Genomic DNA, 22,524 nt, shown 5'->3' with positions numbered 1-22,524 from the left:
TGCGCTGCGTACCGCCTGTAGCCAGATGGGGCGATCTGCAGCACCTTGCAGATCGGCTCGACCCCATGCGTGTGGCGGTGCTGGTCAATGAAGCTCCTCAAGACTTCAGTCGGCGGTTGAGCTCCGCCTGGGCGAAAAAAGCACTCGCCAGCTTCAGTATCTCGTTGGCCCGTCGCAGTTCCTTCACTTCGCGCTCCAGTGCTTTCATGCGTTCGTGCTCGAACGTGGTGATGCCAACCCTGGCACCGGTATCGACTTCGTCGCGCTTGACCCATTCGTTCAGCGTCTGCGGCACACAGCCGATCTTGGGGGCGATGGATTCAATGGCCGCCCACAACGAAGGGTACTCGCCTCGGTGCTCCTGCACCATGCGCACTGCGCGCTCACGCACCTCAGGGGAAAACTTATTCGACTTCTTCATGGCTCAATCCTCTCAGAGATTTGAGCCTCCTCAAAAACCGGGGCGGTTCAGTTCATGGGTAGGCGCTTTCATCTCGTCTTGGTACACCAGATGATGTCACTTCGCTGTGGCTGCGCCTACTCCTTCATTCTCAAAAATCCGCATACAACCCGCTAGGAAATTGCCTCTTTGGGGCGTTGTGCAAGTGGCTCGAATAGTTACTAGCATAGGTGGTATATGCGCTAGGGACCATTTTGATATATAAAATTATTTACCGCCCAGTTTGCGGTACAGGGTGTTGCGGCTCACCCCCAGTTGGCGGGCGGCCTGGGACACATTGCCGTCGCACTGCAACAAGACCCGTTCCATGGTGCGCACCGACTGCGCGCACAGCGGGCCATCTGCAGATATGCCAGCCACCGTATGGGCCGCCACGGTGTTGCTGCGCAGATCCTGGGCCAGGTCGTCTGGCAGGTGGTGCCAGTCGATCAGGCTGTCCCCCTCGTCCAGCAAGGCGCAGGCGGTGCACAGGGCGTTGGCCAGTTGGCGCACATTGCCGGGCCAATTGAAATGCAAAAAGGCGGTGACCAGGCTAGGAGCCAGTTGCAGGCTCTGGCCGGGGGCCAGCGTGGCGAGCAGCCGCTCGACCAACGCACACTGATCGCTGCGTTCGCGCAGGGGCGGAAGGTGCAGCGTAAGGCCGTTGATGCGGTAGTACAGGTCTTCGCGGAAGCGCCCGGCCTGCATCTCGTCGCGCAGCTGGCGGTGGGTGGCACAGACCAAAAAGAAATCCAGCGCCACGGTCTTGCCGCCGCCCAGGGGCTGCACCTGGCGCTCTTGCAGTACCCGCAGCAGCCGGGCCTGGAAGGCCAGCGGCATGTCCCCCACTTCGTCCAGCAGCAAGGTACCGCCGTGGGCCTCACGCAGGCGGCCGGGCGAGCCCTCGCGCCGGGCACCGGTAAACGCGCCGGGGCTGTAGCCAAACAGCTCGGCTTCGATCAGCGATTCGGGCAAGGCGGCACAGTTCACCGCCACAAACGGGCCGTTCTTGCGCGGCCCGGTGGCATGCACGGCGCGGGCAAATATCTCTTTGCCCACACCCGATTCGCCCTGCAGCAGCAAGGCGATGGGTTTGCCGACCACGCGGCGGGCCTTGTCCAGGGCGGCGCGGAAGGTGGCGTCGCCCGTGTCCAGGGCCCCCAAAGCGTCGCAGACGGCGGGTTCGGCGGATGCAGTAGGTGTGGTGGCGGTGCGCGGCAGCGGCAAAGTGCGGCTGCGCCCCAAGTCCACCCGCAGCCAGACTTGGCCGCCACGATGGTCACCACCAGGGCCAAACACCTGGCGCACGGTGGCCGGGCCGGGCTGCAGCACCAGCGCATGGGCCAGCGGCCACACAGCTTCCAGCTGCACACGGCCAATGCTGTCGCGCCCCAGGCACAGCCACTGCAGTGCCCCGGTGTTGGCACCCAGCAGCCAGCCGTCGGGCGACACGGCCAGCTGGTATTCGGTAACGCTGCCTATGCCCTCGATCTGGCTGTGAAAGCGCAAACGGATGTGGCTCGCGTGGCGGGTTTCAAACAGCTTGTGCTCGATCATCCGCGCCGCCGACCGGGCCAGGCCCAGGGTGTGCGGGTGGTAGCCCCGGTGGTCGCCAGAGATGTCCAGCGCGCCCAGCAAGCGGCCTGCCGGGTCGTGGATGGGTGCGGCGGCGCAGGTCAGAAAGCCGTTGCGCTCCAGGTAATGCTCGCTGGCATGCACGGCCACCGGAATCTGCTCGGCCATGGCAGTGCCGATGGCATTGGTGCCCCGGTATTGTTCGTGCCAAGTTGCACCAGGGCGCAGGGCGACGCGGCTGGCGCGGTCTAAAAAAGCGGCATCGCCCAGGGTGTGCAGCAGCAGGCCGCCGCTGTCGGCCAGGATCACCATGCAGTCGCTGCCCTGGGTTTGCTCGAACACAAATTCCATCACCGGCCGGGCGTGGGCCACCAGTTCGCGCTGGTGTTCCAGGGCGCGGGCCAGTTGGGCGTTTGATGCGTGCGGTGCGCCGGGCGTGCGGCCACTGGCCTGGAGGCCGAAGTCCAGGCTGCGGCTCCAGGAGCGGGCCAGCCGCTCGTCTAGCAGGCCTGTGGGCACGCCGCCTTGGTCGAGCAGTTGGCGGCGGGCCTGGCGCAGCGCCACGGGAGTGGCTCTGGCCGTGGGAAGGTTGGAATGCATGGGTTGTCTCCTTGCTGCCACCGGTACGTGCCGGGGCAGTCATGTAGCAAAGCACTGTAGTGTGTGACGCTGTTTGTGCCAAGCAGTTCAACCGATGCCACAGGGCATGTGCTCCATTTTGGAACACCTGTCCTGCATCTGTCCCGCAGCGGGCAGACACCGCCTGCCGCGCAGGCCCGGTTCGGGCCGCTTTTGCACCGGAAACCGGGCTGTTGGGCCGTAACTGCCGATTGGCATGCGCTGTGCAATAAAGCCACCGTACCGGCAAGCGGTGCAAACATACCAAAACAGGAGACCTCCATGCTTTATCCCAACCCCGGCAGTGCCAACGCCCCTTTGCAATTCAAAAGCCGCTACGACAACTACATCGGCGGCAAATGGGTAGCGCCCGTCAAAGGAGAATACTTTGACGTGATCACGCCCATCACCGGCCTGGTCTACACCCAGGCTGCCTGCTCGGGTGCCGAAGACATTGAACTGGCGCTGGATGCCGCGCACGCCGCCGCCGAAAGCTGGGGCGCTACAGCCGCCGCCGATCGCTCCAATGTGCTGCTGCGCATTGCCGACCGCCTGGAAAAGAACCTGGAACAACTGGCCTACGCCGACACCGTAGACAACGGCAAACCTATCCGCGAAACCCTGAACGCCGACATTCCCCTGGCCGTGGACCACTTCCGCTATTTCGCCGGTTGCCTGCGTGCGCAGGAAGGTGCCTTGAGCCAGTTGGATGAAAACACCGTGGCCTACCATTTTCATGAGCCGCTGGGCGTGGTGGGGCTGATCATTCCCTGGAACTTCCCGATCCTGATGGCCGCCTGGAAGCTGGCCCCGGCCATTGCCGCAGGCAACTGCGTGGTGCTCAAGCCTGCGGAGTGCACTCCCATCAGCATCCTGGTGTTGATGGAGATGATTGCCGACCTGCTGCCGCCGGGCGTGCTGAATATTGTCAACGGCTATGGCCGCGACGCGGGCAAGGCCCTGGCCACCAGCAAGCGCATTGCCAAGATCGCCTTCACCGGCTCCACCGCCACCGGCCGCAGCATTGCCCAGGCGGCAGCCAGCAACCTGATTCCGGCTACGCTGGAGCTGGGCGGCAAGTCGCCCAACATCTTCTTTGCAGACATTGCCGATGCCGACGACGCGTTTTTTGACAAGGCCATCGAAGGCCTGGTGCTGTTTGCCTTCAACCAGGGCGAGGTTTGCACCTGCCCGTCGCGTGCGCTGATCCACGAGTCGATTTACGACAAGTTCATGGCCCGCGTGCTGGCCCGCGTCAAGCTGATCAAGCAAGGCAGCCCGCTGGATACCGACTCGATGATGGGTGCGCAGTCTTCGCAGATCCAGTTGGACAAAATCATGTCTTACATGGACATCGGCCTCAACGAAGGTGCCGAGCTGCTGACCGGCGGCCAACGCGCCACCCTGCCGGGCGATCTGTCTGGTGGCTACTACGTGCAGCCCACCATGTTCAAGGGCCACAACAAAATGCGCATCTTCCAGGAGGAAATCTTTGGCCCGGTGCTGGCCGTGACCACCTTCAAGGACGAAGCCGAAGCGCTGGCCCTGGCCAACGACACGCCCTACGGCCTGGGCGCCGGCGTGTGGAGCCGTGACGGCAGCGTGGCCTACCGCATGGGCCGGGGCATCAAGGCCGGGCGGGTGTGGACCAACTGCTACCACGCCTACCCCGCGCACGCCACCTTCGGCGGCTACAAGGAGTCGGGCATCGGCCGCGAAACCCACAAGATGATGCTAGACCAATACCAGCAGACCAAGAACCTGCTGGTCAGCTACAGCCCTAACAAGCTGGGCTTCTTCTGATCTAGCGCAACCCTGCCATCTCGGGCAGAACGGGGATAGACCCGGCGGCGCAATGCCGCCGGGTTCAGCGGCACAATCTAGCCATGAGCCTACCCAACACCGCACTTGCCGACCTGCGCAAAAGCTACGAGCGCGCCGAACTCAACGAAGAAGCCTCGCACAGCGACCCGCTGCAGCAGTTTGGCCAATGGTTGAACGAGGCCATCGCCGCCCAGGTGCCCGAACCCAACGCCATGACCCTGGCCACCGTGGGCTACGACCTGCGCCCATCTACCCGTATCGTGTTGGTCAAAGCTTATGACGCGCGCGGCGTCGTCTGGTACACCAACTTTGACAGCCGCAAAGGCCAGGAGCTGGCGGGCAATCCGTTTGCAGCCCTGCAATTCCACTGGGTGGAGTTGGAGCGGGTGGTGCGCATCGAAGGTCAGGTGACCAAAGTCAGCGACGCGGAAAGCGATGCCTACTTCCACAGCCGCCCGCTGGATTCGCGCATCGGGGCCTGGGCCTCGCCGCAATCGCAGGTGATCTCGGGGCGCGGGGTGCTGGTGGCCAACGCGGCCAAATTCGGTGCCAAATTCATGCTCAATCCGCCGCGCCCGCCGCACTGGGGCGGTTACCGGCTGCAGCCTGACAATTGGCAATTTTGGCAAGGGCGCAAAAGCCGCCTGCACGACCGGCTGCGCTACACATTAGATAGCGATTCGGCCTGGCTACGTGAGCGTCTGGCACCTTAAATCTTTAATTCCCATCCTTAAAATTTCTGCATGTCTTCCGCCCGGTCTACTACCCCTCAGCCCGTTGCGTGGCTCGTGCCTGGGGAGGCGTTTCCGCCAGTCAGTGAGGCCTGGGGAGCTATGGACCCCGCGCCGGGCCTCCTGGCAGCGGGCGGCGCGCTGGATGTGGACAGTTTGCTGCAGGCCTACCGGCACGGTATTTTTCCGTGGTTCAGCACGGGCCAGCCGATTCTGTGGTGGAGCACCGACCCACGCATGGTGCTGAAAATGGACGATTTTCGGCTCCACCGCTCTCTGCGCAAAACCATAGCAGCTTTCGCAGACAGTAAAAGCGCTGAGATTCGTTTTGACACCCAATTTCCCGAAGTGATACGGGCCTGCTCCGGCAGCCTGCGGCCAGGCCAGTCTGGCACCTGGATCGTGGCCGATATGGTGCGAGCCTACGAGGCGCTGCACCAGGCTGGTTACGCACACAGTGTGGAAACCTGGATCGACGGGCAACTGGTGGGCGGGCTGTACTGCGTGGCGATTGGCAATGCGGTGTTTGGCGAATCCATGTTTACCCGCGTGCCCAATGCCTCCAAAATCGCGCTGGCGGCCTTAGTGTGCTTTTGCCGCGTCCATGGCATTTCCCTGGTCGATTGCCAGCAAAATACGGCCCATTTGGCCTCGCTGGGTGCGCGCGAGATACCCCGGTCGGCGTTTTGCGCGCAGGTAGCTGTGAATGCCAAACTGCCGGGCCCGGTCTGGCATTTTGCCCCACACTATTGGACTGCTCTGCAACCCCAACCGCTGGCTTCCCCGTGACACACCTCACCGACCTGCCCCTGCAAACCCTGCAGTTTTACGCCACGGCACCCTACCCTTGCAGCTACCTGCCCGAGCGGCACGCACGTTCCCAGGTGGCCACGCCCAGCCATCTGATCCAGACCGACACCTATTCAGAACTGGTGCGCAGCGGCTTTCGGCGAAGCGGCTTGTTTACCTACCGCCCTTATTGCGACGGCTGCCAGGCCTGCATGCCTTTGCGGGTGCGCGTGGCTACTTTCAAGCCCGATCGCAGCCAGCGGCGCGCCAAGCTACAGCACAGCAGCTTGCAGGCCCGCGTGCTGCACCTGGGTTTCATGCCCGAGCACTACCAGCTCTACCTGCGCTACCAGAATGGCCGCCACGCGGGCGGCGGCATGGACCAGGACAGCATCGACCAGTACACCCAGTTCCTGCTGCAAAGCCGGGTCGATTCGCGGCTGGTGGAATTCCGCGAAACGCTAGAGGACGGCACGCCCGGCGCGCTCAAGATGGTGTCGATTCTGGACGTGCTGGACGATGGGTTGTCGGCCGTGTACACCTTTTATGAGCCCGAAGAACGCGCCAGCTATGGCACCTACAACGTGCTGTGGCAGATTGCGCAGGCCGAGCAACTGGGTCTGCCCTACGTCTACCTGGGCTACTGGATCGCCCAGAGCCCGAAAATGCTTTACAAGGCCCGCTTCCTACCCCATGAGGTATTGCGCGAGGGTGTTTGGACCTCCGGCTAAGCCCGATCATTTCACATCATGCAATTCAGAATTTCACAAGGTAAGATGCAATACATCTTGTGAGAACTGCCCATGAAAGCGACCGACCCCAGTATTCCCGCCACACCAACCGTTCAGGTGATTGAACGCATGTTCGCCTTGATCGACGTGCTGGCCTCACGTGAAGAGGCTATGTCGCTCAAGGAAATCAGCGAAAAAACCGGCTTGCACCCGTCCACCACCCACCGCATCCTGAACGATCTGGCCACCGGCCGCTTTGTGGACCGGCCCGAGCCGGGGAGCTACCGGCTGGGCATGCGTTTGCTGGAGCTGGGCAACCTGGTCAAAGGCCGCCTGAGTGTGCGCGATGCGGCACTGACCCCTATGCGCGAGCTGCACCGCCTCACGCAGCAGCCGGTAAACCTGAGCCTGCGCCAGGGCGACGAAATTGTGTATGTGGAACGCGCCTTCAGCGAACGTTCGGGCATGCAGGTAGTGCGGGCCATTGGGGGCCGCGCGCCTTTGCACCTCACGTCGGTGGGGAAGCTGTTTCTGGCCGTCGACGACCCGCAGCGCGTGCGAGCCTATGCCACGCGCACCGGCCTCAGCGGCCAGACCAAGAACAGTCTGACCGACCTGGGCCAGCTGGAACGCGAACTGGCGCGGGTTCGCCAATACGGCATCGCCCGGGATAACGAAGAGTTGGAATTGGGTGTGCGTTGTATGGCGGTAGGTCTGTACGATGACCAAAACCGCCTGGTGGCCGGGCTGTCCATCTCGGCACCGGCAGACCGCCTGGACGAAAACTGGCTGCCCAAGCTGCAGACCACGGCCAATGCAATTTCGTCAGCCCTGGGTTACAAAGTAGCCCCAGACGGCCGGTAGCCGTTGGGGCCGCCAGGATCAGCCTGCGATCTTGACCACGGTACGCGCGGTCATCATGTGGTTGGCTTCAACCCAGTGGCGGACACGCTCTGCATCGGCGATGCGGCTGAGTTTGCCGGCGGAATCCAGAAACACCATGATCAATTTGCGGCCCGCGACCTTGGCCTGCAGCACCAGGCACTGACCCGCTTCATTGATGAAACCGGTCTTTTGCAGGCCGATATCCCAATCCGGGTTTTTCACCAGTCGGTTGGTATTGTTGAACTGCATCATGCGGCTGCCGATTTCGACCTGGTAGCCTTGCGAGGTGGTGAGCTCACGCAAGGTGGGTTCGTTATAGGCGGCGTTCACCAGCGTGGCCAGATCGCGTGCGCTGGACTGGTTGTCGCTGGACAGACCGGTGGGCTCGACATAGCGCGTATCTTTCATGCCCAGGCCTTTGGCCTTGGCGTTCATCAGCGCCACAAAGGTGGGCAAGCCGCCTGGGTAAGTGCGGCCCAAGGCGTGGGCGGCGCGGTTTTCGCTGGACATCAATGCCAAGTGCAGCAACTCGCCACGGCTCAGGGTAGAGCCCACGGTCAAGCGCGAGCGGCTACGCTTTTCGGTGTCCACATCGTCCTGGGTGATGGTGATTTCTTCGTCCATCGGCAGGTGGGCTTCATTGATCACTACGCCGGTCATCAGCTTGGTGATGGACGCAATCGGCAGTATCGCCTGGTCATTTTTGCTGAACAGCACTTCACGGGTGTCCTGGTCGATCACCAGAGCCACGCTAGACTTGAGCGCCAGGGCATCCGGCGCGCCATGCAAACCAGCTAATTCGCCGAACGAAGGCCTGGCGGGAATCATTACCGCGACAGGGCGCATCGCCACCCGGGATTTGGCGGTTACTTTCACCTTGGACGTGCGGGACGCAACACGCACTGTTTTTGCACTACTGCGCTTGGCTATCGCACTGCTGCTGTTAGTTTTTTGGATTTCTACCTTCTTGCGCTGCGCTGCCTGCGCGGGTGCAGCCAGCAGCGTTAAGGAGCAGGTAAATACGGCAACAATTTGTAGCAAGCGGTTCAAAACAGGGCTTTCAGAGGAGGGCATGGGGTGATCTCCGGGCGTAAACGTGTGTGACCAAGTGTATCTATATCGAAAACTTCACGCAAGATCAAAGACTTAGATGCGCTTTTTAAGGTGGTTTTATTTTAAAGCCGATTGACGACAGAAAGTGGCGTGCAGAGACCATTTCAGGCCCGATCCTTAGGCCTTTACCTAGAGCCAACTTGCATAGATACCGGTATGGCCTATTAGTTGCGCATGCTTCTGGCTAATTTTTAGCAACCCATCAGCCAGCAGAACCCGACCCCGTAGAATCTTTAACAGTGCTTATGTTCGTAAGCCACATGCATAACATTCGAGGGAAATCCATGAGTTCAATTAACTTTATTGGCGGCGAAAAGGGTGGTGTAGGCAAGTCCGTTACCGCCCGCGTCTTGGCACAGTACTTTTTGGACACCGGAAAGGCCTTTACCGGCTTTGACACCGACCGTTCCCACAACTCCTTCACCCGCTTCTATCCCGACTTCGCCTCGCCGGTGGTGGTAGACAGCTTTGAAGGTCTGGACGTGATTGCCGAGGCGTTTGAAGCCAAACCCGAGCAAAACGTCATCGTGGACCTGGCCGCCCAAACCGCTGCGCCGCTAACCCGCTGGATCCACGAGTCTGATCTGTTCGAAGTGCTGGGCGACCTGCATATAGCGGTGAATTTCTGGCACGTCATCGACGAAGGCAAGGATTCCGTCAATCTGCTGGCCGATCTGATGGCCAATGTGGGCAATACGCCCAACTACATCATCGTGCTAAACCATGGCCGAGGTTCGGATTTCTCACTGATGCAATCATCCGCCGCCATGCAGCAGGCCCTGGCTTACGGCGCGCGAGTGATCGAATTGCCGCAGCTGCAAGATGCCGCCATGCGCAAGATCGACCGCCAAAGCGCCAGCTTCTGGAGTGCGGTACATGAGCGCAATGAAACCGATGGTCTTGGCATGCTGGAACGCCAGCGCGTCAAAACCTGGCTGCGCAAAGCTTATGCGGGTTTCGACACGCTACCGCTCTAGCCTACTACGTAGTTTGCTATAAAAAAGGGGCAGTACCGCATCGGTACTGCCCCTTTTTTGTGGGCAGGCAGCTAGAAAGTACTAGCCCGCGGTGGCTTCTTCCGATTCGGGCTTGGCCCGGCCTTCGCGCTTGGGCAACGGCTGGATGTCGAGCTCGACTTCGCCGCTTTCCACACCCTTTTCGTCGGTGGTGACCTTCATGTCTACCGTCAGGCGGCCACCGTCGATTAGGCGACCGAACAGCAATTCGTCGGCCAAGGCACGGCGGATCGTGTCCTGGATCAAGCGCTGCATAGGGCGTGCACCCATCAGCGGGTCAAAGCCCTTCTTGCCCAAGTACTTGCGCAAGGTGTCGGTAAACGTGACATCCACCTTTTTCTCAGCCAACTGGGTTTCTAGTTGCAACAGGAACTTGTCTACCACGCGCAGGATGACGGTTTCGTCCAGCGCCTTGAAGCTCACCGTCGCATCGAGGCGGTTGCGGAACTCGGGCGTGAACAGGCGTTTGATGTCCGCCATCTCGTCGCCGGCTTCACGCGGATTGGTGAACCCGATCGTCGCCTTGTTCATGGTCTCAGCACCCGCATTGGTCGTCATGATGATGATGACGTTGCGGAAATCGGCCTTGCGCCCGTTGTTGTCGGTCAGCGTACCGTGGTCCATCACCTGCAACAGCACATTGAAAATATCCGGGTGGGCTTTTTCAATTTCGTCCAGCAGCAAGACGCAATGCGGCTTCTTGGTGACAGCCTCGGTCAATAGGCCGCCCTGGTCAAAACCCACATAACCCGGAGGCGCACCGATCAAGCGGCTCACCGCATGGCGCTCCATGTACTCAGACATGTCAAAGCGGATCAGCTCAATGCCCATGATGTAGGCGAGTTGCTTGGCCGCTTCGGTCTTGCCGACACCGGTGGGGCCGCTAAACAGGAAGGAGCCAATCGGCTTGTCACCCTTACCCAGTCCCGAACGCGCCATCTTCACGGCGGAAGCCAGCACGTCCAGCGCCTTATCCTGGCCGAACACCACGCTCTTCAGGTCACGTTCCAACGTCTTGAGTTTGCCGCGGTCGTCGTTGGACACATTGGCGGGCGGAATGCGGGCGATTTTGGCCACGATCTCTTCCACCTCGGTCTTGGTGATAGTTTTCTTGCGCTTGCTGGGTGCCAGAATGCGCTGGGCCGCCCCGGCCTCGTCGATCACGTCAATCGCCTTGTCGGGCAAATGGCGGTCGTTAATATACTTGGCGCTGAGCTCCGCAGCAGCTTGCAGTGCGGCCAAAGCATATTTCACGCCGTGGTGCTCTTCAAAGCGCGACTTCAAACCCTTGAGGATTTCCACCGTTTCTTGCACCGTGGGCTCGACCACATCGACTTTTTGGAAGCGGCGCGACAAAGCAGCGTCTTTTTCAAAGATGCCTCGGTATTCGGTGAAGGTGGTAGCACCGATGCACTTCAGTTGGCCGCTAGAGAGCGCGGGTTTGAGCAGATTGGACGCATCCAGCGTTCCGCCCGAGGCTGCGCCCGCACCGATCAGGGTGTGGATTTCGTCGATGAACAGAATAGCGTTGGGCCGGTCTTTGAGCGACTTGAGCACGCCTTTAAGGCGCTGTTCGAAGTCGCCACGGTACTTGGTGCCCGCCAGCAGCGCGCCCATGTCCAGCGAATACACCACGGCCTCTGCCAGGATTTCGGGCACTTCTTTTTGCGTGATGCGCCAAGCCAGGCCTTCAGCGATCGCGGTCTTACCCACACCGGCTTCACCCACCAGCAGCGGGTTGTTTTTACGGCGGCGGCACAGGATCTGGATGGTGCGCTCGACCTCGTACTCGCGTCCAATCAGCGGGTCGATCTTGCCTTCTTTGGCTAACTGGTTCAGATTTTGGGTGAACTGCTCCAGCGGAGACGCTTTTTCGTTCTTCTCGCCCCCACCTTCTTCGCCTTCGGCCTGGTTTTCAGCGGCTTTGACCGGCTCGGGAGGGTCGCTCTTTTTGATGCCGTGGGCAATAAAGTTGACCACGTCCAAACGTGTCACGCCCTGCTGGTGCAGGTAGTACACGGCGTGGGAGTCTTTTTCGCCAAAAATGGCGACCAGCACATTCGCGCCGGTGACTTCCTTTTTGCCGCTGCCGGTGGACTGCACGTGCATGATGGCGCGCTGGATCACCCGCTGGAAGCCCAGCGTGGGCTGCGTATCGACATCGTCGGTGCCAGCCACCTGGGGGGTATTGTCTTTGATGAAGTTACTCAGCGATTTGCGCAAATCATCGATATTGGCCGAGCAGGCGCGCAGTACTTCGGCGGCGCTGGGGTTGTCCAGCAGCGCCAACAGCAGATGCTCGACGGTAATAAATTCGTGGCGTTGCTGGCGCGCTTCCACAAATGCCATGTGCAAACTAACTTCCAATTCTTGGGCAATCATGTGAATTCCTTTTTTGCCTTACGCATTTCGACACCTAACAACTCTTTGTGACTATCTTGTTACGCACTCTACATGGGTTGTGCTTTGCCTTATTCAAGCCATGCCAATCAACCCACAGGTTCGCTCACGCATTGAAGCGGGTGGCCATTTTGTTTTGCGGCCTCTAGCACCTGGTCAACCTTGGTGGCGGCTACGTCTTTGGAGTAAACGCCACACACAGCTTTACCGTCCAGGTGGATTTTGAGCATGATTTGGGTGGCTGTTTCGCGGTCTTTGCTGAAAAACTCCTGGATCACTACCACCACGAACTCCATGGGGGTGTAGTCGTCATTGAGCATGAGCACTTGGTGCATTTGCGGGGGCTGGATTTTTTCAGTGCGCCGCTCCAGCACGACCGAACCGCCATCATCGGGTGTGGATGCGGGGGTTACGGGCTGCGGTGGCTTTTTGGGGGTTTTGGTGGCCATAGGGCTATTTTATAGAGCAGTTTGCGGCCCTGCCGATGGCCCGTGCATTCCAACTCTCACGCCAGTGTTGCGCCGATGGCTTCCCGGATGAATAAACCCGCACCATGTACCTTGGCATCGTGTTTAGCCAACGCAGCGGCATTGGCCACTTCCTCTGCGTGCCCGTACTGGCCACGCTGGATGCGTACCGCGCCAACCGACAGCGTGGTAAACGGGAAAAACCGGGGTACGCCTTGCCGGTCTTCGGCTTGGATGCCGCCCTCCAGCCGCGCCGGGGCATCGAACAAAGCCAAGGCCCGCTCGGCAAACTCCTGCACGATGGCCTCACAACGCTGCACCCAGTCGCTGCTTTGGAACAGAAAGATAAAGTCGTCGCCACCCACGTGACCCACAAAGTCACGCTTTGCATCGCAATGGGCCAGGGCCAATTTGGCTACCAAACGGATCATTTCATCACCACGCCAGTAGCCGTAATGGTCGTTAAACGGTTTGAAATGGTTCAGATCGGCATAACAGGCGACAAAGTCGGCTCCTGCATCCATAAGGCGCTCGATGTGCTGGCTGATAGGAATGTTGCCCGGCAAAAACGTCAGCGGGTTGGCGTGGCGGGCCGCCTCCAGCCGCACTTCGGTGACCGAACGCACCAGTTGGTCGCCAGTGCCCAGCCCGATGTAGCGCCCATTTTCGGTCACGATGAAGCCCTCGGTCAGGTAGCGCTGGTCTTGCGAGGTCAGGATGCCCACCAGCTCGTCTACGTTATGGTCCCGCTCCACCAGGCGCGGCGCGTGGTTGGCATTGGCCATGCATGGCTTGCGGCCATGCACCTCGCGGTAGTACTGGGTAGCATAGTGGGTCATGAACTGGTGCCGGTTCACCAGCGCCAGCGGGCGGCCGTTGTCTACGATGGCAATCGCATGCAGATCTGGATGCTGCAAAAACAGCGCAGACAACTGGTCGTTGGTGGTGTGCAGGTCGGCACAAGGTGCTTGCTGCACCGCCAGGCCGCGCAACATACCCGAGCGCGACACCCTCCCTGAGACCGGAAATATCGACACCAGCGTATCGTTCAAAACCTCCATGGCCGCTTCATGCACCTTGACCCGGGGCGCCAGTTCGGGTCGGCCCAGCAGATAGCCCTGCCCGAAGGCCAGATCCAGGTCGCGCAGCACCCGCAGGTCATCCTGTGTCTCGATGCCTTCGGCCACCAGCTGGGTGCCAAAAATAGTGGCAATCTGCTTCAGTGCCTGCAAGGTTTGCAGATTGTCGGCGTGGTGGGCGATGTCTTTGGTGAAGTACTTGTCGATCTTGACAATCTCCGGCTTCACCTGCGACCACAGCCGCAGGCTAGAGCGGCCATCGCCAAAGTCGTCCAGCGCCAGCGACAAGCCCGCAGCGCGCACTTCGCGGGCAACCTCGATCAACTGGTCCATATTGTTCACGCGTTCGTGCTCGGTCAGCTCCAACACCAGCATGCGTGGCAAGACCCCAAAGCTGCGCACCCATTGCACCAGCGTGGCGCAACCCTGGCACTGCACAATGTCTACCAGGGCATCGGCACTGATGTTGACAAACAGCCGCCCGGGCTCTTGTAGTCGCCCCCAGCCCTCCAGCGCCACACCCGCACAGAACAACTCAAATTCAAACACCAGGCGTTCGCTGCGGGCTGCGCTGAACAAGGCATCGGCGCCAAACAAAGCCGTGCCTTCGACACCGCGAATCAGGGCTTCGTGCGCATAGATGCCGCCATTGCGCAAGTCCACGATGGGCTGGAACACCGACTTCAACGCGCTTTTGCGCATCAAGTCGGCCAAAGGCCCTACCCCGTGGCGCACCTTGCCCGGAAAGTAATCGCGGGCAAGGCTCGGCATATCCACAGCGAAAGTATCCACGGCGTTACTCCATCAGAACAGGAAAAGTCTGGACCCTAAGGGATGCCGATGACAGCGTCGTGAAAACAGTTTAGATACACACCATTCAATTTGAAAATCGCAAAAAACCGTATAAACTATATAAACCGTTTAATTGGAGTTTTATAGATGACCACTACCCCCAAAATTGCTACCGTACCGACCCCTGCCGCATCTGCTCCCGCTGCCGCGCCTGCCGTCGTGGCGAACAAGCCAGTTGCATCGAAAAAAGTTGCGCTACGTACCAAAGTGGTCAAAGTCGCCAAGCCGGTTGCAGTCAAGCCCAAGCTACCCGCGGTCAAAGCCAAGGCGGTGCCCGTTGCAAAACCCGCCAAGGTCAAAAAGCCCAAGCTGGTGCGCGACAGCTTCACCATCCCCAAGGCCGAATACACCGTGCTGGATGACCTGAAGCTGCGCTCCATCGCCCTGGCCCAGCCCGCCAAGAAGAGCGAGCTGCTGCGCGCTGGCATCAAAGCACTGGCGGCTTTGTCCGACGCGGCCTTGCGTGCTGCTTTGCAGGCCGTACCGACCATCAAGACCGGTCGCCCGGCAACGGAAGCCGCATCCAAGCCCGCAGCTAAGAAAGCCGTTAAGAAGATTGTGAAAAAAGCCTAAAGCAGGTCTGGGGCCTGTACGGACACCAGCACCGTCTGCCCCACGCCCTCACGCTCACGGTAGCGCAACCACCACACAGCGCCCTTTCGCACCGAGAACTGCACCGAGAACTTGGGCTCGGCCATGCCCAGCAATTGGGCAATGGTTTCGCCCAGCACCGGCTGGTGCCCCACCAACAGCACGTGTACCTTGCTGTCGGGCCACTGGGCGGCGGCGAGCAACTGCGCGGGGGTGCAGCCGGGGGCCAGCTCAGGCCGCAGCTTGAATTTACGCCCTAATCCTTGTAAGGCCTGCACCGTTTGCTCGGTACGCCGCGCCGGGCTGGCCAGAACACGGGTGCTTTCCGGCAGATGGCGGTCCAGCCACTGGGCCATGCGCTGGGCCTGTTTGGTGCCGCGCGGGGTCAGGCTGCGGTCCAGGTCGGCCAGGGTGTCACCGCCTTCCTCGGCTTCGGCATGGCGCCACAGAATCAAGTCCATGTCACCCCTCGTGCCCGCGACGGCGCTGGCCGTAACGGTTCATCAACGCAGTTTGTGCGCTGTAGCCATCGTTCTGGGTGCGGGTGTAGCGGCCATCCGCGCCCAGGTCCCAGGCATCGCGCCCGTCCAGCAAATAGGGCACCAGGCATTCATCGATGACGCGCTGGCGCAGCACCGGGTCGGTCACCGGCCAGGCCAGCTCGATACGGCGCAGCATATTGCGGTTCATCCAGTCGGCGCTGGACAGGTACAACTCCTCCTGCTCGCCGCTACCAAAGTAAAAGATGCGCGAGTGCTCCAGAAACCGCCCGACCACCGAGCGCACCCGGATGTTGTCTGTCCAGCCCGGCACCTGTGCAGGAAGCATGCAGGCCCCGCGCACCACCAGGTCGATGCGTACGCCCTGTTGGCCAGCACGCACCAGGGCTTCGATCATGGCCTCGTCGGTCAAGGCGTTCATCTTGGCAACAATGCGCCCCGGCGTTCCTTGCGCAGCGGCCTTGCCCAGAGCGTTGATTTTGGCGATCAACTTGCGGTGTAGATGGAACGGGGCCAGGAGCAGGCAGCGCAGGCGTGGCAGCTTGCTTTGTCCAGCGATGTGGATGAACACTTGCTCCATGTCGCCGGTCAGCACGGCATCGGCCGTTAGGTAGCTAATGTCGGTGTACAGCCGGGCCGTGCGCGGGTTGTAGTTGCCAGTAGACAAATGGCCGTAGCGGCGCAATTGCTTGCCCTCACGGCGCGTTACCAACAGCATCTTTGCGTGCGTTTTCAGGCCCACCACCCCATACACCACCTGTGCGCCAATGGATTCCAGCATCTCGGCCCAGTTGATGTTGGCCTCTTCGTCAAAACGGGCTTTCAGCTCCACCACTACCGTCACCTCTTTACCCCGGCGCACGGCTTCGCGCAGCAATGCCATCAGCTCAGAATCAGGTCCGGTGCGGTAAATGGTTTGCTTGATGGCTAACACGGCGGGGTCATGCACTGCCTCGCGCAAAAAAGCCAGCACCGCATCAAAACTTTCAAACGGCTGGTGCACCAGCACGTCGCCCTGCTTGAGCCGTTCAAAAAACGACTGGCCCTGCGTTAACTGCTTGGGCCAACTGGCTTGGAAGGCCGGGAACAAAAGCGCCGGGCGGTTCACCAAATCAATCAGCTGTGTCAGCCGCGCCAGATTCACCGGGCCGTGCACCCGGTACAGCGCCTGCTCAGGCAACTCAAACTGTTTGAGTAAAAATTTGGACAAATGCTCTGAGCAGTCGGCCGACACCTCCAGCCGCACCGCCTGGCCGTAGTGGCGCACTTCCAGTCCCTGGCGCAGGGCAGTGCGCAGGTTGCGCACATCGTCTTCGTCCACCGCTAGGTCGGAGTGGCGCGTCACGCGGAACTGCGAAAACTGCCCCACCTGGCGACCCGCAAACATCTCTTGCAAATGGGCGCGAACCACGCTGGACAGCGATACAAACAGCATGCGGTCGCCTGCTACGGCATCGGGCAGGCGGATAAAACGCGGTAACACCCGGGGCACCTTGACGATGGTGATGTCGTTTTCACGGCCAAAAGCGTCTTGCCCGCTGAGGCGCACAATGAAGTTCAGCGACTTGTTGGCCACCTGGGGAAACGGGTGCGACGGGTCCAGTCCCACCGGCACCAGCAGAGGCCGCACTTCGCGCTCAAAATAGCTCTTCACCCAGCGCCGCTGCACCGCATTGCGCTCGCCATGCGAGATGATCTGAAAACCCTGCTCGGCAAAAGCGGGTTGTAACTGGTCGTTGTACAGCGCGTACTGGCGTGCCACCAGCGCGTGGGCGGCGGCGGCTAGCGCCTTGAACGAGTCGACGGTGTAGACCCCGCGGTAGTCATTGGTGTGGGCGGCAATCAGATGCGGGGCACCGCGCACCTCGAAGAATTCGTCCAGATTGGCCGAAACAATACACAAATAGCGCAGCCGCTCGAGCAGCGGTACATCGTTGCGGACCGCCCAGTCCAGTACCCGCTCGTTGAAGGCCAGGATGCTGTGGTCGCGGTCAAGCAGCGCTACCGCAGCAAATTGGTCGGTAGCAGCAGAATGTTTATCAAAGAGGGGCATCAGGTGACTAAAGGCAAACGGACGCGAAGGGTACCAGCCAGTCTGCGAGGTTTTGATGTCAAATTCATAACATTAAAGTGACAGTATGTCATATATACGCAGAGAAAATTTATATACTTTTTAGGGCGCCAGCACATATTTAGCATGCGCTAAGTGCTATTTATTAAATAGCAGTTCATACGAATCAGTATGCCCATTACTTTTAGCTGCTACCTCTCAACGGCGTACGCCCAAATGGTCGTCAGTTCGTTCTGCGTGGAGTCAGTTCTAACTACCGATGGTTAGCCATATTGGCGCAAACCATCCAAATGATAGGCACACGCAAAGCTATAGAGGATCAGAGGCGGATACCTGCCACACCGCGTGTTGCATCGCCTGGATGCTCGCGCCCGCACGGCTGGCGAACAAGCTCAGGCTTCATTGCCCGGATGGCTGTCGAAGGACGCGAACACGCTGTCCACGCCTGATTGATGTACAGGGGGATGGGGTCATTGGACATGCGGTTCAGAGCCGCAAGAGGCGGGCCTGAATCCCACGCTACCCCCATCTTTTTGCCCCAGCCAGGCGTAGCGGCTGAAAAGCGGGAAGCTTCACCCGCCTGCTGGGCTTCTATTTGAAGTGACGCCTTGAAGGGGTATACCCGTGCCTGCAACTCACGAATTTTCCGCCCTACAGTTGCTGTTGCCATTCGCAACAACTGACGAAAGTTCGTCTTTTCCTTGACAGGCCGAGCTGCTTGGTGGAGAGGTGGTCTACCTACCGCCCTGCATCGCATGGAGAGCGACCTATAGCCTCCTTGGGTCAAGAGGATTGCGGACGGTGTGTGCACTGCGGTGTCGCACGGGGATATTTCATGGTTCATTCCTTGTTCCAGAGTTGTTGGAATAAGGTCTATCAACCGACGGCGAGCGAAATGATGGAGCGATGCAAGCCTATTGAACGGCACAGGCCGGCGCGCAGCGCATAGGCACCCTTGCAGGACACCCTTGCGAATGCAGGCTGGACCAGCCTTTCGAGCTTTCCATCGCTATCAATTGCGCTATCACTAGCGCCTCTTAAGCCCTGGTTACGACTTTTCAACCCAGAAATGACAAAGGCCTCCGGGTAGGAGGCCTTTGAAATCAAGTACTTACGTCTTGTTAATCTGGTGGGACGTGCGGGGGTCGAACCCACGACAAACGGATTAAAAGTCCGCTGCTCTACCAACTGAGCTAACGTCCCGGCTTCGTGCTTTTACACTGTAGCGCAGCCTCAAATTATAGCGTGGTTTTAAGTCTCTTTTCAAGCTGCGATGCTAATTGGTCCAAAATCCATCCTGCAGCGCATTGGCCAAAGGTGGCCGTCACGCTGACGACGGAGCCGTAGCCGTGGCAATTTAAGCTGCCATCTCCATCAATGGCGCAGGATGCGTCGGGCGGCATGACTGTTTCACGGCTGAAGACACAGGCCACGCCGATTTTCTTACCCTCGCGGGGGGCGGCGTGTTCTTTACGTAAGCGGTAACGCAGCTGGGCCAGCAGAGGGTCGTGGGTAGTGAGCGACAAGTCATCGATGTCGACTTTGTGCGCGTGGCGTTTGCCACCGGCGGCGCCTACAGATATGAAGCAAGCGTGCGTCTGACGGGCCCAGGCGGCCATTGCCGTTTTGGCTTTTACTTGGTCGCAGGCATCGACCACGGCATCTACATCCGATGGCAGCAATTGGGGCCAGTTGCTTGGCTCCACAAAGTCTTCGATGCAATGCACCACGCAGGCCGGATTGATGTGGGCAATGCGGTCACGCATCGCCAGCACCTTGGCCTGGCCTACAGTGGAGTCCAGCGCGTGGATCTGGCGGTTGATGTTGGACTCGGACACATGGTCCAGGTCGATCAGGGTCAACTGCCCTACGCCGCTGCGGGCCAGAGCCTCCACCGTCCAGGAGCCGACGCCGCCAATGCCTACCACCACCACATGGGCGGCACGGATGCGTGCCGCACCAGAGACACCGTACAGGCGCTCCAGGCCGCCGAAACGCCGTGCGACATCGGCTGCTGGCGGAGCGTCTTTCGTCTCTGAAAAATTATGCACAAAATACCCTTCTAGCACATATTTAACCTGCGCAAGAAGCTATTAAATAAGTAGCAATTTACACAGGCTTAAAAACGCTTATTTAAGCTTGGTAAGCCGGTCTTTGGCGGCCGATGCAGCTTCGGACTGGGGATAGGCCTTGACCAGGTCTTCCAGCGATTTACGCGCAGCGCGGCTGTCTTTCAACTCCATCTGGCAATTGGCGATCGACAGCGCTGCCTCGGGGGCGCGCGCATGGTCGGGGGCAGCTGCCAGCATGGCGCGGAAATTGGCGACCGCACTTTTGTAGTCCTTGTTAGCATACTGGGCATTGCCCAACCAAAATAAGGCCGACGGGCCGTAGCCGCTTTGGGGGTAACGTTTGACGAAGCCAGTGAAGCCGGTTTGCGCAGCTGCGAAGTCCCCGGTGCGGAACACCGCCAACGCGGCATCGAAATCGCGCACCTCAGCGGGATCGGCAGTGAATTCCCGGCCATCCACAGTTACCTTGGTGGGTTCAAATTTGCGCAGGCGCTCGTCCACCCCTTGTGCCTGGTCTTTCAGGCGGCGCTGCACGTCTGCCAGGTCGCGGGCCAATTGCTCGTCTTGGCCGCGCTGCTTGGCCAGATCGGTGCGCAGATTGTCGATTTGGCTTTGCAGGTCCAGCAGGCTGCGGCGCAGTTGGCCGTTGTCGTCGGTAGACCGGCGCAGATCTTCGGCCAATTTCTGGTTGGCAGATTCGGCTGCCTGGCGACTGCTATCGACCCGCTGGCGCAGGTCCAAGATGGCTTTTCGGGCCTCGTCGTCGTCAAACACCCCGGCCTGGACACTGGATGCCAACAGCATCCAGCAACCTAACGCCAGAGCAACAGGACGCAGGCTGGACAGGGTGAATCGGCTCATCGGTAGCTGATCTCGGCGCGGCGGTTCTTCGCCATAGCGGCTTCGTCACTGCCCTGAACGGCAGGCTTTTCTTTGCCGAAACTCACAGCCTCCAGCTGCGCATCGGCCACGCCCAGCAAGCCCAAGGCGCGGCGTACGGACTCGGCACGTTTTTGGCCCAGAGCCAAGTTGTATTCACGGCCGCCACGGTCATCGGTATGGCCTTCAACCACGGCACGGCGGGCTTTGTCGGCTTTTAGGTAACGGGCGTTGGCATCAATGACAGTTTGGTCGTCGGGTTTAACGGCGTAGCTGTCGTAGTCAAAGTACACAATGCGGCCGCTGCTAGGACCGGTAGCCACCGAGTTGGAGGCCGACAAGTCCACTGGTGTCACGCCGCTCTTGGTGGCGCCAGAGGTGCTGCCTTCAGCGCCCATACTGCCAGGCTGGGTGACGCCAGCGCCGCTTTTATCGACAATCGGTACATCGTCCAGCTTTACACCCGAAGCGCAACCCGCCAATACGGCGGTCAGTGAAAGTGCCCAAATCAAATTTTTCATTTTTATTTCCTTGTTAAATAGTCAGTACGTTGTTTACAGTGGCTAGAAGTCAGGGCTTTAAAAAGGGACCCCAGTCTGGTTCGCGGATATCACCCGCCTGGCCGGCCAAACGGGCCTTGATCTTGCCGTCCAGCGTGCTGGTCATCAGGGCTTCGCGGCCTTGCTGCTGCGTAGCGTAGACAATCAAGCGGCTGTTTGGGGCAAAGCTGGGGCTTTCGTCTGCAGAGGTGTCGGTAATGCTGGTCACGGTGGAGCTGCTGAGCTCCATCACCTGCAGTTTGAAAGCTCCGCCAATCCTCGATACATAAGCCAGCCAGCGGCCATCGGGGCTGATGCTGGGCGAGATGTTGTAGCTGCCGGAGAAGGTCACCCGTTCCGGGTTGCCTCCGCTGCTGGGCATACGGTAGATCTGTGGTGCGCCGCCCCGGTCACTAACGAAATAAATGCTTTTGCCGTCGGCGGAATACTTCGGTTCGGTATCGATGCCGCTGGACTGCGTAAGCCGCCTCGGCTCGCCGCCATTGGCATCTATGCTATAGATTTGAGAGCCGCCATCGCGACTCAAGGTAACGGCCAAAGTGCGTCCGTCGGGTGCCCAGGCGGGCGCGCTGTTGGAGCCTTTGAAATTGGCCACCAAGCGCCGCTTTCCACTTGCCACGTCATGCACGTAAATAACAGGCTTGCGGGCTTCGAAAGACACATACGCCAATTGCATGCCATTGGGTGACCAGGCGGGGGAAATGATGGATTCCGGGCTGGCCAGCGCGGTCTGGCTGTTTTCGCCATCGGCATCGGCCACCCACAGCGTATGGCGGGTACCCGCCTTGGTCACGTAAGCAATGCGGGTGGAGAAGATGCCCCGGTCACCGGTGAGCTTTTCGTAGATAAAGTCGGCAATGCGATGGGCGGACAAGCGCAAATCACCCTGCGGGACGGTGTAACTCTGGCCGCCCAGGTCCTGTCCGCGCACCACGTCCCAGAGGCGAAAACGCACATCAAAGCGGCCATCGGCCAAACGGGTCACGCTGCCCGTTACCAGCGAATCCGCAGCCTTTTGCCGCCACAAAGCCACATCGGGCCGGGAGGTTTCGTCTAAAGCAACACCACTGGCATCGACGGCCCGAAACTGGCCACTGCGCTCCAGATCAGCCTGCACGATGGACCCGATTTTTTGCGGAGACTGGTCATCGCCCCGAAAACTGGCGACCGCGATAGGCAACTGGGTCAGGCCGATACCAGAGACTTCCACACGAAACTGGGCAAAGGCCGATCCGGTGCCCATCAGGGCCAGTCCGGCAAGGCACGATCGGCGATTTAGTGGGAAAGCTGGGGTCATAAATAATTTTTGTGAATAGTGTTGCCGCAGGGGTG

Annotated in this window: 18 protein-coding genes, 1 tRNA gene, 1 pseudogene and 1 other annotated feature; of the genes and pseudogenes, 7 read left to right on the top strand and 13 right to left on the bottom strand. The window is 60.0% G+C overall.

The window, feature by feature from the left end; translation table 11 throughout:
- Together AC097L_RS02095 and AC097L_RS02090 are read right to left on the bottom strand one after the other, a co-directional pair.
- A pseudogene (locus tag AC097L_RS02095) lies at positions 1 to 421 on the bottom strand (transposase); the annotation flags it as partial.
- Positions 27 to 143: a sequence feature (AL1L pseudoknot), on the bottom strand. (Overlaps the previous pseudogene by 117 nt.)
- Before the next feature lie 246 nt (positions 422 to 667).
- Positions 668 to 2,614: a sigma-54-dependent Fis family transcriptional regulator gene (locus tag AC097L_RS02090; protein ID WP_479584446.1), complete on the bottom strand. Its 1,947-nt coding sequence runs from the start codon at positions 2,612 to 2,614 to the stop codon at positions 668 to 670.
- 300 nt (positions 2,615 to 2,914) lie between these two features.
- Between AC097L_RS02090 and exaC the strand changes: the two genes are divergently transcribed.
- The 5 genes from exaC (at position 2,915) to AC097L_RS02065 (ending at position 7,571) form a co-directional block, all read left to right on the top strand.
- Positions 2,915 to 4,435, top strand: a complete 1,521-nt coding sequence (gene exaC, locus AC097L_RS02085) for an acetaldehyde dehydrogenase ExaC (protein ID WP_479584445.1) — start codon at positions 2,915 to 2,917, stop codon at positions 4,433 to 4,435.
- Positions 4,436 to 4,518: 83 nt separating this feature from the next.
- Positions 4,519 to 5,169 carry a pyridoxamine 5'-phosphate oxidase gene (gene pdxH, locus AC097L_RS02080; RefSeq protein WP_479584444.1) on the top strand — a complete coding sequence of 217 codons (651 nt, stop codon included), beginning with the start codon at positions 4,519 to 4,521 and terminating at the stop codon, positions 5,167 to 5,169.
- A gap of 30 nt (positions 5,170 to 5,199) precedes the next feature.
- Complete coding sequence (gene aat / locus AC097L_RS02075; RefSeq protein WP_479584443.1) at positions 5,200 to 5,976, top strand: leucyl/phenylalanyl-tRNA--protein transferase; 777 nt, start codon at positions 5,200 to 5,202, stop codon at positions 5,974 to 5,976.
- On the top strand, positions 5,973 to 6,707 hold the full coding sequence (locus AC097L_RS02070) for an arginyltransferase (RefSeq protein ID WP_479584442.1): 735 nt from the start codon (positions 5,973 to 5,975) through the stop codon (positions 6,705 to 6,707). The genes aat and AC097L_RS02070 overlap by 4 nt, the downstream gene beginning before the upstream one ends.
- A 72-nt stretch (positions 6,708 to 6,779) precedes the next feature.
- Complete coding sequence (locus AC097L_RS02065) at positions 6,780 to 7,571, top strand: IclR family transcriptional regulator (RefSeq protein ID WP_479584441.1); 792 nt, start codon at positions 6,780 to 6,782, stop codon at positions 7,569 to 7,571.
- Positions 7,572 to 7,589: 18 nt separating this feature from the next.
- Here the strand turns inward: AC097L_RS02065 and pbpG are convergent, their stop codons facing one another.
- A complete protein-coding gene (pbpG, locus tag AC097L_RS02060; RefSeq protein ID WP_479584440.1) occupies positions 7,590 to 8,666 on the bottom strand; it encodes a D-alanyl-D-alanine endopeptidase in 1,077 nt (358 codons plus the stop codon).
- A 323-nt stretch (positions 8,667 to 8,989) separates the two neighbouring features.
- Between pbpG and AC097L_RS02055 the strand changes: the two genes are divergently transcribed.
- Positions 8,990 to 9,682, top strand: coding sequence for a nucleotide-binding protein (locus tag AC097L_RS02055; RefSeq protein WP_479584439.1), 693 nt, complete (start codon positions 8,990 to 8,992; stop codon positions 9,680 to 9,682).
- Positions 9,683 to 9,763: 81 nt separating this feature from the next.
- Here AC097L_RS02055 and clpA read toward each other — a convergent pair whose 3' ends face one another.
- The 3 genes from clpA to AC097L_RS02040 all read right to left on the bottom strand — a co-directional run bounded on the left by clpA (position 9,764) and on the right by AC097L_RS02040 (position 14,438).
- Positions 9,764 to 12,103 carry an ATP-dependent Clp protease ATP-binding subunit ClpA gene (clpA, locus tag AC097L_RS02050; protein ID WP_479584438.1) on the bottom strand — a complete coding sequence of 780 codons (2,340 nt, stop codon included), beginning with the start codon at positions 12,101 to 12,103 and terminating at the stop codon, positions 9,764 to 9,766.
- Positions 12,104 to 12,210: 107 nt separating this feature from the next.
- Entirely contained in the window at positions 12,211 to 12,570 is a 360-nt protein-coding gene (gene clpS, locus AC097L_RS02045) for an ATP-dependent Clp protease adapter ClpS (RefSeq protein ID WP_295958095.1), read from the bottom strand.
- A 56-nt stretch (positions 12,571 to 12,626) separates the two neighbouring features.
- The gene (locus AC097L_RS02040; protein WP_479584463.1) at positions 12,627 to 14,438 is read right to left on the bottom strand and encodes a GGDEF domain-containing protein; all 1,812 of its coding nucleotides are present in this window, start codon (positions 14,436 to 14,438) and stop codon (positions 12,627 to 12,629) included.
- 168 nt (positions 14,439 to 14,606) lie between these two features.
- Between AC097L_RS02040 and AC097L_RS02035 the strand changes: the two genes are divergently transcribed.
- Positions 14,607 to 15,092, top strand: a complete 486-nt coding sequence (locus tag AC097L_RS02035) for a hypothetical protein (protein ID WP_479584437.1) — start codon at positions 14,607 to 14,609, stop codon at positions 15,090 to 15,092.
- Here AC097L_RS02035 and sixA read toward each other — a convergent pair.
- From sixA to tolB, 7 genes are all read right to left on the bottom strand, one after another.
- Complete coding sequence (sixA, locus tag AC097L_RS02030; protein ID WP_479584436.1) at positions 15,089 to 15,571, bottom strand: phosphohistidine phosphatase SixA; 483 nt, start codon at positions 15,569 to 15,571, stop codon at positions 15,089 to 15,091. The two genes, AC097L_RS02035 and sixA, sit on opposite strands and share 4 nt — an antisense overlap.
- Before the next feature lies 1 nt (position 15,572).
- The gene (ppk1, locus tag AC097L_RS02025) at positions 15,573 to 17,663 is read right to left on the bottom strand and encodes a polyphosphate kinase 1 (protein WP_479584435.1); all 2,091 of its coding nucleotides are present in this window, start codon (positions 17,661 to 17,663) and stop codon (positions 15,573 to 15,575) included.
- A gap of 1,145 nt (positions 17,664 to 18,808) precedes the next feature.
- A tRNA-Lys gene (locus tag AC097L_RS02020) sits at positions 18,809 to 18,884 on the bottom strand.
- Between the two features lie 35 nt (positions 18,885 to 18,919).
- Complete coding sequence (locus AC097L_RS02015) at positions 18,920 to 19,732, bottom strand: tRNA threonylcarbamoyladenosine dehydratase (protein WP_479584434.1); 813 nt, start codon at positions 19,730 to 19,732, stop codon at positions 18,920 to 18,922.
- Between the two features lie 78 nt (positions 19,733 to 19,810).
- Positions 19,811 to 20,614, bottom strand: coding sequence for a tol-pal system protein YbgF (gene ybgF, locus AC097L_RS02010; protein ID WP_479584433.1), 804 nt, complete (start codon positions 20,612 to 20,614; stop codon positions 19,811 to 19,813).
- Positions 20,611 to 21,153, bottom strand: a complete 543-nt coding sequence (pal, locus tag AC097L_RS02005; RefSeq protein ID WP_479584432.1) for a peptidoglycan-associated lipoprotein Pal — start codon at positions 21,151 to 21,153, stop codon at positions 20,611 to 20,613. Before pal ends, ybgF begins: the two co-directional genes overlap by 4 nt.
- Before the next feature lie 49 nt (positions 21,154 to 21,202).
- Positions 21,203 to 22,435: a Tol-Pal system beta propeller repeat protein TolB gene (gene tolB / locus AC097L_RS02000; protein ID WP_479584462.1), complete on the bottom strand. Its 1,233-nt coding sequence runs from the start codon at positions 22,433 to 22,435 to the stop codon at positions 21,203 to 21,205.
- Positions 22,436 to 22,524: the final 89 nt, after the last annotated feature.

It is taken from the genome of Rhodoferax sp. RT5P35 (assembly GCF_056521385.1).
The sequence above is the reverse complement of the archived record's forward strand: the minus strand, read 5'-3'. Positions and strand labels throughout refer to the sequence as shown.

Excerpts from the sequence above, each read along its gene's own strand:
- AC097L_RS02090 (WP_479584446.1), bottom strand. The coding sequence starts at position 2,614 with ATGCATTCCAACCTTCCCACGGCCAGAGCCACTCCCGTGGCGCTGCGC.
- exaC (WP_479584445.1), top strand. The coding sequence starts at position 2,915 with ATGCTTTATCCCAACCCCGGCAGTGCCAACGCCCCTTTGCAATTCAAA.
- pdxH (WP_479584444.1), top strand. The coding sequence starts at position 4,519 with ATGAGCCTACCCAACACCGCACTTGCCGACCTGCGCAAAAGCTACGAG.
- aat (WP_479584443.1), top strand. The coding sequence starts at position 5,200 with ATGTCTTCCGCCCGGTCTACTACCCCTCAGCCCGTTGCGTGGCTCGTG.
- AC097L_RS02065 (WP_479584441.1), top strand. The coding sequence starts at position 6,780 with ATGAAAGCGACCGACCCCAGTATTCCCGCCACACCAACCGTTCAGGTG.
- pbpG (WP_479584440.1), bottom strand. The coding sequence starts at position 8,666 with ATGCCCTCCTCTGAAAGCCCTGTTTTGAACCGCTTGCTACAAATTGTT.
- AC097L_RS02055 (WP_479584439.1), top strand. The coding sequence starts at position 8,990 with ATGAGTTCAATTAACTTTATTGGCGGCGAAAAGGGTGGTGTAGGCAAG.
- clpA (WP_479584438.1), bottom strand. The coding sequence starts at position 12,103 with ATGATTGCCCAAGAATTGGAAGTTAGTTTGCACATGGCATTTGTGGAA.
- clpS (WP_295958095.1), bottom strand. The coding sequence starts at position 12,570 with ATGGCCACCAAAACCCCCAAAAAGCCACCGCAGCCCGTAACCCCCGCA.
- AC097L_RS02040 (WP_479584463.1), bottom strand. The coding sequence starts at position 14,438 with ATGCCGAGCCTTGCCCGCGATTACTTTCCGGGCAAGGTGCGCCACGGG.
- AC097L_RS02035 (WP_479584437.1), top strand. The coding sequence starts at position 14,607 with ATGACCACTACCCCCAAAATTGCTACCGTACCGACCCCTGCCGCATCT.
- sixA (WP_479584436.1), bottom strand. The coding sequence starts at position 15,571 with ATGGACTTGATTCTGTGGCGCCATGCCGAAGCCGAGGAAGGCGGTGAC.
- ppk1 (WP_479584435.1), bottom strand. The coding sequence starts at position 17,663 with ATGCCCCTCTTTGATAAACATTCTGCTGCTACCGACCAATTTGCTGCG.
- ybgF (WP_479584433.1), bottom strand. The coding sequence starts at position 20,614 with ATGAGCCGATTCACCCTGTCCAGCCTGCGTCCTGTTGCTCTGGCGTTA.
- pal (WP_479584432.1), bottom strand. The coding sequence starts at position 21,153 with ATGAAAAATTTGATTTGGGCACTTTCACTGACCGCCGTATTGGCGGGT.
- tolB (WP_479584462.1), bottom strand. The coding sequence starts at position 22,435 with ATGGGCACCGGATCGGCCTTTGCCCAGTTTCGTGTGGAAGTCTCTGGT.